Raw genomic sequence first — 13,737 nt, 5'->3', positions numbered from 1 at the left:
TATACTGTAAAGTTAATGTGGGACAGGCTTTCGTCCTCCATGCGGCTTGACCGCTCTTTAAAGTGTGGTCCCTACACCAGATTTGCCTTTTCTTACGCGAAATCTGCTTTGTCATATATAAGCCCCTGGCAGCAGAGGATTCAGGCTTATATATTAAGAGCTAATTGCGAGGTTGCTACATAATCTGGTTGCTAGGGTTATCTCAAATTAACTTTTACTTGTACTTACTTTATCAATTTTGAAAGGAGGTGTAACAATCTTGAATAAGCTTTTTGTTGGTATGGATGTAAGCCTGAATGATGTCAAGGTTCATATTCTCGACCAGGAGGGTAATGATGCTTCCTCTCGTTTTTCTGTAGAAAATAACCCTCATGGTTGTGATGTTATAGTTTCCCGTATCTTGGAGTGTTGTAATAAATACAATATCCAAAAGGTCTTTATTGGTTTGGAATCTACTTCAGTCTATGGCTGGCACCTCCAGTATTATTTGGCTGATCATTCTGCTCTTAAGCCTTATCAACCTTCTATTACTACTTTTAATGCTAATATTATTAATGCTTTTAAAAAGTCTCTCGGCAATTTACCTAAAAATGACTGGATTGATGCCTTTGCTATTGCTGAAAAACTGAGATTCGGTAGACTCCCCAAATCTTGTTCTGTAGATTTTAGATATCTTGCTCTCCAGAGGCTTACTCGCCATCGCTTTCACATTGTTAATAGTATTGTTAGAGAAAAAAATTATTTCCTCAGCAATTTGTTCCTTAAGTTTAGCGGTTTGTGCCAAAATAAAGTCTTTAGTAATAATTTTGGAGCAACTGCTACTGAAATATTTAATGAGTTTTTCACCCTTGATGATATTGCGGCTCGACCGCTTGATGAGCTTGCCGGCTTTTTGGTTGACAAGAGTAAAGATCGCTTTGATGATCCAGAAGCTACAGCTAAATTGCTTCAAGAGGCTGTTCACAAGTCTTATAGAATTAATGCTACTGTAGATGATTCTTTAAACTTTGTTATCAAGTCTTGCTTTGATAATCTACAGTCCCTTGAAAAACAGAAGAAAGCTGTAGAAAAAGCCATTATTAATGAGGTAAAAGGATTTAACAATGAATTCCTTTGTCTTACCTCAGTAAAAGGTATTGGCCCAACCATCGCAGCCGGCTTAATATCTGAGATAGGCGGAATTTCAAGGTTTGATAATGATAATGCCCTTGCAAAGTTTTCCGGCCTTTATTGGTCAGAGTACCAGTCTGCTGATTTTAAAGCGGAGGACACATATCTCAAGCGTACTGGTAATGAGTATCTCAGATATTATTTTATTCAAGCAGCTGACCAGCTCAGGAAGTATTTACCTGAGTTCTCACAATACTATGCCCGCAAATTTAAAGAAAGCAAAACTCACAAGCATAAACGTGCTCTTGTATTGACTGCACGTAAAACTGTAAGGTTAGTCTTCGCTCTGCTGCGCGAAGAAAAACTTTATAAATCCCCAATAATGAAAGGAGATGATTGTATAAGTTAACATATTATCCCATAACCATATTTTACATTAATTTCCATCAGCTTATTGCGTGATGGTTAGCTTTGCTATGCCCTTTTTTAGGTTATTTTATTAAATTTTTTTTTTGAATTTTTTTTATCACCCTCTTGACATATTACCGAAATACTTATAGCAACTATTAAACAAAATTTTGTAAACAAAAACCGTATGCCCCCTTTTTCTAATATAGAAGATAATAAAAAAGTATAAAATAAAAAATTTAAAACTTTAAAGTGATAATATATTACTTTACTATTATATTAAAACAAAACAATAATATATTCAACATTCTTTTCAAAATACTGGTTAAAGAAAAAATTGCAAATTTAAAACTAATAAATTGCAAAATTGACTAAATAATTATTTTAAAAAGCGGAGAAACACGCAATTTAACAAACAATTTATGCAGTTATTAGTTAATTATAGAGCATATTTTTAGTTTCTGTCAATTGCTTTTTTGTTTAGTAAACGTAAACTGCTATTGATTTTTATAATTTAATGTGATAATATGTATTCTATATATGGAATAATGTTTATGCAACAAAAACAGTGGAGGTGAAATTCATGGGAGAAGATGGGAAACTCTATATAATAAGAGAAGAAATCCTTTCGGACTCTCTTAAAAAGACTTTAAAAGTGAAAGAATTATTAGAATCGGGCAAAGTGAAAACCATCAATGAAGCAGTAAAACAAGTAGGCATATCTCGCAGTGCTTTTTACAAGTATAGAGATTATGTTTTCCCTTTTTCTAAATTTAGCAAAGGGAAAATCATAACTTTATCTATGGTATTAGAGCATATGCCAGGAGTGCTTTCTTCTATTCTTGACGTTGTGGCAGATGCGAGGTGCAATGTTGTTACTATAAATCAAAGTATACCTTCGATGGGGGTTGCGAGCGTAACTATTTCTATTGATACCCAGTACATGGAAATGAGTTTGGAAAATTTCCTTGAGAAACTATCCAGTCAAAACGGAGTTAGGAAAATAGAAATTTTAGGAGAATAAGGGGGATATGAATGAAAATAGGACTAATGGGGCTTGGAACAGTTGGAACAGGCGTAGTTCATTTAATCAACCAAAACGGCAAAAACATTGAAAAAAAGATAGGGGAGAAAATCGAGATAAAAAAGATACTTGTGAAAGACCCCAATAAAAAGAGGACACCCCTTGCAGAAGGAAAAATAACTTTTAATGCAGATGACATTTTAGAAGATGAAGAAATAGATGTAGTAGTAGAAGTGATGGGGAAAGAACATCCCGCTCTGGATTATATTATAAAAGCTCTCAAAAGTGGTAAGCACGTCGTCACTGCCAACAAAGAAGTCATAGCAGTTCACGGTAAAGAGCTAATAAAACTTGCGACAGAAAATAAAGTTAGTCTTCTCTATGAGGCCTCAGTTGGTGGTGGTATTCCCATCATCAGGCCATTAAAACAATGTCTTGCAGCAAATAAAATATACGAAATCAAAGGAATATTAAACGGAACTACAAATTATATATTGACAGAAATGAAAGAAAAAGGTTTAGACTTTGAAGAAGTTTTAAAGGAAGCTCAGCAAAAAGGTTATGCAGAAGCAGATCCGACAGATGACGTGGAAGGTTTTGATGCGGCAAGAAAACTTGCCATACTATGCACTTTAGCTTTTAACAAATTCATTTTGCCTGAAAAAATTTACACAAAAGGTATAAAGTCTATTTCTAAATTTGACATAAAATATGCAGAAGAATTGGGGTACAATGTAAAACTTATAGCTTACGCAAAAATTGATGAAAGAGACAGTTTAGAAGCATGGGTACATCCTGTCATGATAAAAAAAGACAATCCTTTAAGCGGGGTAAATGGGGTCTTTAACGCTATTTTAGTTGATGGAAATGCAGTAGGGGAAGTTATGTTTTATGGGCAAGGTGCAGGTATGATGCCTACTGCCAGTGCAGTTGTTGCGGACATAATGGATGTAAAAAACCATATTGTAATTCAAAATGGGTGCGAAGATGCAGACCTTCTTCCTATTGTGGATACTGTATCCAAATATTATATAAGGCTCATAGCCTTTGATAAACCTGGCGTAATGAGCAAAATTACTGGTATATTAGGAGACAAAGGAATAAGTCTTTTGTCGGTAGTACAAAAAGGGGTTTTAGGGGATACTGCGGAGATTGTTTTGATCACTCATATCGCGAATACAGGGAAAGTATTTGAAGCCCTGGAAGAAATACAAAATCTGAGGGAAGTAGAAAGTATAGAAAGTGTCATAAGAGTAGAGGGGGAATAGTCAATGGGGTGGGAAGGCCTAATAAAAGCTTATAGAGAGTTTATGCCTAAAATAAAAGAGGAAAACATAGTTACATTAAAAGAAGGCAATACACCAATTTATGAGGCTGTAAATCTTCAAAAACTTTTTCCAGGCATAAAAATATATCTGAAATACGAAGGGTTAAACCCAACAGGCTCTTTTAAAGACAGGGGTATGACTGTAGCAGTGTCGCAGGCAAAAGAAGAGGGTTCTAATGCAGTTGTGTGCGCTTCAACAGGGAATACTTCCGCTTCTGCCGCCGCCTATGCAGCAAAGGCAGGGCTCAAGAGCATTGTACTTATACCTGGCGGCAAAATTGCTTTAGGAAAGCTTGCTCAAGCCATTGCTTATGGTGCTAAGGTTATTGCTATAGATGGAAACTTTGATGATGCTTTGAGGTTAGTTAGAGAGATTTCAAAAAAATTTCCCATAACGCTGGTGAATTCTATAAATCCTTATAGGTTAGAAGGACAAAAGACAGCTTCTTTTGAAATATGTGACGAACTTAAAGATGCTCCTTCCTATGTTGCGCTTCCTGTGGGGAATGCAGGGAATATAACAGCTTATTGGATGGGCTTTAAAGAATATTATAATGCGGGGAAAATAAAGAAACTTCCTAAAATGTTAGGTTTTCAGGCAGCTGGGGCTGCACCTATAGTTGAAAACAGAGTAATTGAAAACCCTGAGACTATTGCAACAGCGATACGAATAGGTAACCCTGCTAGCTGGGAAAAGGCTGTCGCTGCGAGAGATGAGTCGGGTGGACTCATTGACAAAGTTACAGATGAAGAAATACTGGAGGCTTATGCGCTCTTAGCCAAGAAGGAAGGTATTTTTGCAGAGCCTGCTTCAGCAGCTTCTATTGCAGGGGTTATTAAGAAATACAAGGAAGGATTTTTTAAAGAAGGAGAATCTGTTGTTTGTGTTTTAACGGGAAATGGATTAAAGGATCCAGATACTGCTGTTAAATTAGGTGGAGAGATAAAAACGATAGAGGCGAATCTAAAAGCATTGGAGGAAGTTTTATATGGAGAGTGACATGGTAAAAGTGAGAATTCCCGCTTCTTCAGCAAATTTGGGACCGGGTTTTGACTGCATAGGAGTGGCACTAAATTTGTATACAGAAATTTCTATGGGATTTATAGAAGAAGGGCTCTTGATAGAGGTTTCAGGAGATGACTATAAAGAAATAGAAACAACTGAGGATAATCTCGTCTATAAAGCGGCTAAAAGAGTTTTTGAAAAAACTGAGACACAATATGAGGGATTAAAAATAGAGATAAGAAATGGTATTCCCATAGGCAGTGGTCTTGGAAGTAGTGCGGCGGCGGTAATTGGTGGGATGTTAGCAGCAAATGAACTTGCAGGAGGTATTTTAACATCCCAAGAGATTTTAAACCTTGCAGCTTCCATGGAAGGACACGCCGATAATGTAGGTCCTGCTCTAAATGGTGGATTAAATATAACTGTTTTTGACGGGGTAAGTACTTATTATGTAAAAAAAGAATTAGAAAATGATTTAAAATTTATCACTTTTACTCCAAAAAAAGTTTTAAAGACGGAAATAGCAAGGAGTATATTGCCCAAAAAAGTAGATTTTAAAGATGCTGTATTCAATACAGGTAGGTCTTCTCTTTTGACAGCTGCTTTGTTTAGTGGAAGGTACGATTTGTTAAAGATTGCCTCTCAAGATATGCTCCATCAAAAATACCGCTCTAAACTTATACCTGAAATGTATGCCTGTTTTGAAAAAGCTTTAGAAGCAGGTGCTTATTCTGCTTTTTTAAGTGGAGCAGGTCCTACAATTATGGCTATTTGCTCGGAAGATAAGGTAGATACAGTAGTAGAAGGAGTAGGAAGTGTGTATACTAGCATGGAGATAGATTATAGAGTATATAAACTCCATTGTGAAAATAACGGTGCTCAAGTTTCAAAGGTTTCTCTATCAGTATAGGGAAACCTTTGAAACTTTATTATGTGATAAATTTTTATGATTAACCAATGTGATATAATTAAACTGTAGTAGCGAAGAAATTATAACTTAATATATTAGAAATGGAGGTATATATTGTGAAAAGATTTTTGACGCTAATTTTGACATTTTTAATTGCTGCAAGTCTTGCTTTTACTGTTCCAGTACATGTTTTTGCTGAATCTTCAACGCAAACCACGACAGATCAACAACTTTATGATAACCTTGCAGACATTGGTTCCATTATGAAGTATATAACAGATAATTACATTGGAGATGTGACGTACGATCAACTCAAAGAAGCAGCTTTAAAAGGAATTTTTTCAAGCCTTGATGAATATAGTACATATTTTACAAAAGAAGAGTTTAAAGATTTTACCAAAAATACTTCCGGAACTTTCAGTGGGACAGGAATGGTCTTGACTGAAAAGGACGGAAAAATTGTTGTAACTTCCGTTTTAGAAGGTTCGCCTGCTGAAAAAGCTGGAATCAAAAGTGGTTATATTATAAAAGCAGTAAACGACAAAAGCGTTGAGGGAATGAATATAAACGACGTAGTAAATATGATAATTGGAGAAGAAGGCACAAAAGTAAAGGTCACTTTTGACGTAGGAGGTTCTATAAAAGAATTTGAGCTTACGAGACAAATAATTCGGGTCAATCCAGTTTCTTATAAAATAATCGATGGAGTTGGGTATATAAAAATAGGAGAATTTAATGAAAATACCACATCTAATATAGCAAATGCCCTCACGTATATGGATAATAACGGCATAAATAAAATCGTCCTTGATTTAAGAGATAATCCCGGTGGACTCCTTACAGAGGCGGTAAGCGTTGCAAACTTTTTTGTTCCAAAAGGAGCTGTATTGACTGTAGAGACAAAAAATGGAGAAAATGAAATATATTATTCTTATCTCAATAATCCTAAGTATAAATTAGCAGTTTTAATTAACGGCAATACTGCTTCTGCAGCTGAAATATTAGCAGGGGCTATACAGGATACCAAAGCGGGTACATTAGTGGGAGAAAAATCTTTTGGAAAAGGGACTGTCCAATCAGTAGTGCCATTGCCAGATGGAAGTGGTTTTAAGCTTACAATTGCAAGGTATAAACTCCCTTCAGGCAGATATATTGACAAACAAGGCTTGAAACCGGATATATATGTGGTAAATACTCAATATACTCCTTCAATTAAATTTAATGGCACATTGAGGGTAGGTTCCAGAGGAAATGATGTGAAAATTTTACAGAAGAATTTAAATATATTGAAGTTTAATGCGGGCCCAGAAGATGGTATTTTTGGACCTAAAACGGCGAACGCTGTAAAAGAACTGCAAAAGAAAGCGGGATTAACTCCGACAGGGGTTTTTGATAAAAACACTTATGATGCATTGGTTAAACTGCTTGAAGAATTAAACAATAAGGATATTCAATTAGATAAGGCAATAGAAGTGCTAAAGAAAATGTAACAAGCTACATGCTTTGCATGTAGCTTTCTTAATTTTATAAAATGAATAATTTCTTGCAAAGAGTGTGTTTTATAAATAAAAAATTTTATTTTTCCAGAGAAGGAAAAATGTAATTTATGTAGAATAATATTGAATATGAAATTTATGCAACATTAAATAGTAATCATTCAAATAGCCAAGCAAAAGATATACAAAGGATTAGTATATTATATTTTAAATAAAATGTCTCAAATTCAACAATAATTACAAATTTTATTTATAATTATTAAACATATGCTATCTAAGGGTTTATTCCCTTGGATTATAGATATTTCATAAAATGGGGGGATGAAGGGGAGAAAATTGTATCTTTTTGTCGAAACATAAGGAAGATGAAAAACAAGGGGGTTAAGATTTTATGGGTAAAAGGTTTTTAGTTTTTCTGATTGCATTTACATTGGTATTTAGTGCTTTTAGCTCTTTTGGTTATTCTCAACAAATGCCATCATCAGATAACCCAAAACTTACGTTAGATTCGCTAAAAATCGATTATAATCTTGTAAAACAGATTGCTAAAGATAATTTTAAAGAAACTGCTAAACCCTATCAAAGCAAGTCAAAAGTTGTGGAACAATTTGGAGAAGAGATGCAAAATTTAAGAGATGGTTCCAAGCAAGAGATTGAAAAATATAATCCTGATGAAACTGTACGAGTTATTGTGGAATTAGAAAAGGATAGTCTTGCTTCTTTTGCATTAAAGTCTAACAAGACTCTCAAAACTTTGACGCAAAATGAAAAAACGACTGTTTTAAACAAAATTACTCAAGAACAAACTCAATTAAAAAGCGTATTGAGCAAAAATTTCAATTTTAAACCAAGACATACATATAAAACTGTTTTGAATGGCATAAGTGGCGAGGTAAAAGTTAAAGACATAGAAAAAATTAAAACATTGCCTGGAGTAAAAGATGTAAGAATTGTAAATGAGTATTTCCTTGACATGACAACAGCAATCTATTCAACAAATGCACCAACCGTGTGGAATGACTTGGGATATAAAGGTGAAGGAATGGTTGTTGCTATAATTGATACAGGAATAGACTATAGACATCAAGATATGAAGATTACAGATCCCACAAAAGTGAAGTTGACAAAGGAAAAAGTAGAAGAAATAGCGAAGGAAACTGGAAAACCTTATAAATATTTCACAGATAAAGTGCCGGTTGGTTGGAACTGGGCAGACAACAATGATCAAATTATAGATATTGGTGCTACACAGTCAATGCACGGACAGCACGTTGCAGGTATAGTTGCAGCAAATGGCAATATTAAAGGCGTTGCACCTGAGGCGCAGCTTATAGCTGAAAAAGTATTTTCAAATAACCCTAATTTTGCATCTGCTTTTTCAGACGATATAGTAGCAGGTATTGACCACGCAGTCGCTTTTGGAGCAGATGTCATAAACATGAGCTTAGGTTCAACAGCAGGTTTTGTCCGTCCAGATGACCCTGAGCATCTGGCGATAAAAAATGCTGTTGACAATGGCGTAATAGTTGTCGTTTCAGCTGGTAACTCCAGTTATTCGACGAGCGCAGAATTTTATCCATATGCAATGGATCCAGATATAGGAACTGTCGGCTCGCCTGGATTGTGGCTTGATGCTATTCAAGTGGCTGCTTCTATAAATCCTGGACTTACAGGAAAAAGCTTTTCTGTAAATCCTGCTCCACAAGATTTTGACAGAGTAGTATATTCTGTAGGAAGTCCTACAGACCATGACCCTATTGACCCTGCAGATGTCTTGAAAGGAGAATATGAGGTAGTATACTGTGGATTAGGTAGACCCGAGGATTTTCAAGGTAAAGATGTAGTAGGTAAAGTTGCCCTTATTTCAAGAGGTTCTATTACATTTAACGCAAAGACGATAAATGCACAAAATGCTGGTGCTGTAGCTGCAGTAATTTTCAATAATACTACAGGAACAATTTCAATGGCATTAGGAGAAGGTACGAAAATTCCTTCTGTGTCTATTTTAAGAGATGCAGGTCTTGCAATTAAAGCTTTGTTAGATCAAGGGCAAAAAGTCACAGTAAAATTTGATGGTGTTATAGGAACAAATAAATTAGGAGTTCCTCCGGGAGACAATGTAACAGACTTTTCATCCTGGGGCGTTACACCAAGCTTTGACTTTAAACCGGAAATAATGGCACCTGGCGGTGGAATATATTCAACACTTAACAAAGATTCCTACGGTTTGATGAGCGGTACATCTATGTCATCACCTCATGTGGCAGGTGCAATGGCGTTAATTGCTGAAGCTCTTAAAGATAAAGTATCTAAAGGTGAATTAACTTTCAAAGATGGCAGAGACTTTGTTGAAATGGCTAAAATAATGGCTATGAATACAGCCAAAGTTATAATTGATACAAACGACAATGCTGCTCTTTATACAGGTAAAATCTTAAGAAGTCCTAAGCCTTATTCACCGAGACAACAAGGGGCAGGTATGATTCAAATAGATAAGGCAATCAAGACACCTGTGACAATTACAGATGCAAATGGAAAAGCAGGTATTGCCCTTGGCAGTATTGGAAATAGTGCGACCTTTACCTTGACTCTTAAAAATCATAGCAACAGTGATGTTACGTATACCTTAAAGGACGAGTATGGAGTTTTGACAGATTATGTTCTTTGGGGATTTAACTTTGCTGAAACAACAACCCTTACAGGGGCGACAGTTAAATTTGATAAAGATACTGTGACAGTGCCTGCGAACGGACAAGCGACTGTCAATGTTACATTGATAATTCCTCAAAATGCTCCACAAAATATTTTTGCGGAAGGATTTTTAAGCTTTATTCCAGAAGATAGCAATCTTCCCAAACTAAGCGTACCTTATATAGCTTTTTATGGAAGTTGGGATGAACCGAGAATTATAGATTCACCTCTTTGGGAAGATGACACTTATTATGGACTTACAGGTATGGCAGGAGTTATAGATGAAGATTTGTATTTCTTAGGTAACTTGGGACGCGAGGAAGAAAAAACTGATCCATCTACAATTGCCATATCTCCTAATAACGATGGTGTATTTGATTTTGCACAGCCAGTGCTTTCATTTATGAGAAATGCAAGAGAATTTAAAGTAAGCGTTGTAGACAGCAATGGAAATGTAATAAGAGAAATATCCCAAGAGGAATATTTAAGAAAGAACGTAGCAGAGACATCCAAAGCTCAGATTTCTGATTCTTGGATATGGGACGGCAAAGCATTTAACCCTGCGACAGGAGAATTTGAAGCAGTTCCTGATGGACAATATTATATGCGCTTTGAATCTAAGATAGATTATCCGAATGCTAGAACCCAAGTTCTTCAAATGCCTGTTAAAGTCGATACAATATTGCCTGAAGTTATGATAAATGATGGCTATGTCGATCAATATGGATATTTAAACGAAAATTACATTTCAAACGGAAAAGCAACAATGGCGTGGGCAGGTAGTGATAAAGGTTCGGGTATAGAGTCCTATATTCTAGTTACGGGGAAAATTGACCCTGTGACACTTAATGTCACAAATATTGAAGCAAAATCACTGCCAAGTGATGCTGTTTCAGCAGAAGTCCCTCTTCCAAACCGCTATACATTTATTGCTGTACTTGGTGTAGACTATGCAGGAAATATTTCTGATATAACACCAAAGAATGAATGTATTGCATTTAACCAAGAAATAAAAGACAATTTTGGACCTGTAATTACTGTAAAAGAACCTCAAGTAGCACAAATATTTAATACAAGAGATATTGTTGTTTCAGGAACCATAGAAGATGAGACGACATTTATGGGTGAACTCTATATTAATGATGAAAAAGTAACGGTCAATCCAGACAATACTTTCTCAACGACAATACATTTTTACAGTGATGGAAAGAAAGAGATAAAATTCCTTGCATTTGATAATTTGTATAATGCAGACGACCCTTCAACATATGAACACAAGACAGAATTTGCAATACCCATTTATATAGATACTACAAAACCCGAAATTACTTTAAATGTAGATAATTTCAAAGGCTTTATTTCACCTGAAGGAGTAAGCCTTACAGTAGCAGGCAATGTGTACGATACAGGATTTGGATACAAACTGTTTATCAATGGCAACAATATACTTAACAAAGAAGCTGATGATTACACAACATTTAATGATAACTTTATTGCCAGAGTACCTCTTAACGTGGGAAATAATATCATTTCGATAAGTGCAGTAGATGTGGCAACAAATAAAGCCGAAGTTACAGTAGCTGCAAATGTGTATACTTCAGATATACAAAATTACGTTACAATAACCTACAATGGAACACAAAAGACAATACAACTTGCAAAAGTCACGCTTGACTCACTTAATGCTAATCCAAATCCACTTTATATACCGGTTGGGGGAACAGGCAAAATAACCGTTAATGCAATATATACAGACGGTACAACAAAAGATATAACAGATAAAGCAGTGTTTGAATCTGTATATGGGGACATTGCAAAAGTAGAGGGTAATGGAATTGTAGTTGGAATGAATCCAGGTGAGACTACAATAACTGCCACATATGATAGTAAATCTGTTGATATAAAAGTTGTAGTTTCAGAAGCTGTACCATTGGGGATAAGTGTTGACCCGCCATCAATAACAGTTCCAGCAGGCAAAGCAATGCCAATTGCAGTTTATAATCATTTCTCAGATGGCAGTCAAGTAGATGTGACAAATTACACTAAATTTATAATTGCAAATCCGCTTATTGCTGACTACACTATGGGAGTTGTAAAAGGCCTTTCTAAAGGAAGCACTGTGCTTACTGCCGTGTATAACAATAGTGCGTTAAATGTTCCAATTACAGTAACAGACCCAGTTCTTGAAAATATACAAGTTCAACCTTCTTCTATTGAAATAAAAGTGGGAGAAACTACACAAATAGAAGTTACAGCAAACTATTCTGATGGCACAACAAAAGACGTGACAAAAGATGCTAAATATAATTTTGATCCAAATATAATTACAGTAAACCAAGGGCTTGTTAAAGGGGTTAAAGCAGGCAGTACCACAATTGAAATAAGTTATGACGACAAAACTACATCTGTCAATGTTACAGTAAAAGAAGTACCTTCTTCTGGCGGAGGCGTAGGTATTACACCTATTATACCCCCAGTGACTCCACCTGCAAGCACTGAAGAAACAGCAAAGCCAACTCAAGAAGTATCACAAGGCAAAGTAGTTGTAGAAAATAACACAACAACACTTACAGTAGACGAAAACAAAGTGGCAAAAGACATAAAAGACACTTCAAAGAAAGAAATACAATTTGACTTAACAAATATAGGAACTACACCTCAAAAAGCATTAGAAATACCTGTAACTGTACTTAATTTAATAGCAGAGAACAACAAAAACGTAGTAGTAAAATCAGACGAAGTAGCTCTTCAATTTGATGCAAAAACTTTGGGAGTATCACAAGAAGCAATTGACCTCATAAACAAAGCAGGAACAATAAAACTTAACATACACAACAAAGGCAAAATAACCGCATCATCTTTCGAGCCAATAACAAGCGCCTATGACATAACAATAAAAGCAGGAGACAAAGACATAAAAATAGGGTCACCAGTAAAAATGACATTTAACATAAAAGGTGGAAAAGACATAAGAAAAATAGGAGTATACTACTTAAACGAGAAGACAAATCAATGGGAATACGTAGGAGGAAAAATTGACAAAGGAACAAACACAATAACCTTTGAAGCCAAACACTTCTCAACCTATGAAGTCTTTGAATACAACAAAGAATTCAAAGACGTAACAAAAGACAATTGGGCATATGACGTAGTAAATGTCCTTGCATCAAGGCACATAATAAAAGGAGTAGACAGTGAAACATTTGTACCGAACGCAAAAATAACAAGAGCAGAATTTGCAGCATTAATGATAAGGGCATTAGGAATAGAAGAAGAGCCATACAAAGGAGAATTCAATGACGTAAAAGAAGGAACATGGTATGCTAACGCAATAGAAGCAGCATACAAAGCAGGGATAATGTTAGGAGACGGCAAGAATATGAGGCCGGATGACCCAATAACAAGAGAAGAGATGACAGCAGTAATAATGAGGGTATACGGAAAGCTTGCAGAGTACAAAGAGGACAGTATAGGGAATACCACTTTCAGTGATAACAACAAGATAAGCGAATGGGCAAAGAATGTAGTAGCGAATGCAGTAAAACTTGGAATAGTAAGAGGATATGAAGATAACACTTTCAAGCCAAAAGACAACGCTACAAGAGCAGAGGCAGCAGCTATGCTTTACAGAATTTTAGAGAAAACAGGAAACATATAAGATGGAGCTAAAGAAAAATGCGCCCTAACGGGCGCTTCAGACTGTTGACAAAATATCGGGAACCCGTTATTATGAGAAGGGTTCCTTGTTTTTTTATGAAGCAAAAG

7 protein-coding genes are annotated in these 13,737 nt (G+C 35.6%); all 7 read left to right on the top strand.

Annotated elements, in window-relative coordinates; translation table 11 throughout:
* Positions 1–280 precede the first annotated feature (280 nt).
* The 7 genes from EB239_RS01305 (at position 281) to EB239_RS01275 (ending at position 13,630) form a co-directional block, all read left to right on the top strand.
* Positions 281–1,519, top strand: a complete 1,239-nt coding sequence (locus EB239_RS01305) for an IS110 family RNA-guided transposase (protein ID WP_201035670.1) — start codon at positions 281–283, stop codon at positions 1,517–1,519.
* Between the two features lie 582 nt (positions 1,520–2,101).
* The gene (locus EB239_RS01300) at positions 2,102–2,542 is read left to right on the top strand and encodes an ACT domain-containing protein (RefSeq protein WP_003871326.1); all 441 of its coding nucleotides are present in this window, start codon (positions 2,102–2,104) and stop codon (positions 2,540–2,542) included.
* Between the two features lie 11 nt (positions 2,543–2,553).
* Entirely contained in the window at positions 2,554–3,810 is a 1,257-nt protein-coding gene (locus tag EB239_RS01295; RefSeq protein ID WP_003871327.1) for a homoserine dehydrogenase, read from the top strand.
* Positions 3,811–3,813: 3 nt separating this feature from the next.
* Positions 3,814–4,869, top strand: coding sequence for a threonine synthase (thrC, locus tag EB239_RS01290; RefSeq protein ID WP_003871328.1), 1,056 nt, complete (start codon positions 3,814–3,816; stop codon positions 4,867–4,869).
* Positions 4,859–5,785 (top strand): homoserine kinase, encoded by a 927-nt coding sequence (gene thrB / locus EB239_RS01285; RefSeq protein WP_003871329.1) that lies wholly within the window; start codon positions 4,859–4,861, stop codon positions 5,783–5,785. The genes thrC and thrB overlap by 11 nt, the downstream gene beginning before the upstream one ends.
* Before the next feature lie 116 nt (positions 5,786–5,901).
* A complete protein-coding gene (locus EB239_RS01280) occupies positions 5,902–7,275 on the top strand; it encodes a S41 family peptidase (RefSeq protein WP_003871330.1) in 1,374 nt (457 codons plus the stop codon).
* A gap of 397 nt (positions 7,276–7,672) precedes the next feature.
* Complete coding sequence (locus tag EB239_RS01275; protein ID WP_129545073.1) at positions 7,673–13,630, top strand: S8 family serine peptidase; 5,958 nt, start codon at positions 7,673–7,675, stop codon at positions 13,628–13,630.
* The last annotated feature ends 107 nt before the right edge of the window (positions 13,631–13,737 follow it).

It is taken from the genome of Thermoanaerobacter ethanolicus JW 200 (assembly GCF_003722315.1).
In the GTDB taxonomy this organism is placed as follows: Bacteria; Bacillota; Thermoanaerobacteria; order Thermoanaerobacterales; family Thermoanaerobacteraceae; genus Thermoanaerobacter; species Thermoanaerobacter ethanolicus.
Note: the sequence above shows the minus strand (reverse complement) of the source record. Positions and strands in the feature narration are given on the sequence as shown.

Coding starts and splice junctions, on each gene's coding strand:
- EB239_RS01305 (WP_201035670.1), top strand. CDS start 281: ATGGATGTAAGCCTGAATGATGTCAAGGTTCATATTCTCGACCAGGAG.
- EB239_RS01300 (WP_003871326.1), top strand. CDS start 2,102: ATGGGAGAAGATGGGAAACTCTATATAATAAGAGAAGAAATCCTTTCG.
- EB239_RS01295 (WP_003871327.1), top strand. CDS start 2,554: ATGAAAATAGGACTAATGGGGCTTGGAACAGTTGGAACAGGCGTAGTT.
- thrC (WP_003871328.1), top strand. CDS start 3,814: ATGGGGTGGGAAGGCCTAATAAAAGCTTATAGAGAGTTTATGCCTAAA.
- thrB (WP_003871329.1), top strand. CDS start 4,859: ATGGAGAGTGACATGGTAAAAGTGAGAATTCCCGCTTCTTCAGCAAAT.
- EB239_RS01275 (WP_129545073.1), top strand. CDS start 7,673: ATGGGTAAAAGGTTTTTAGTTTTTCTGATTGCATTTACATTGGTATTT.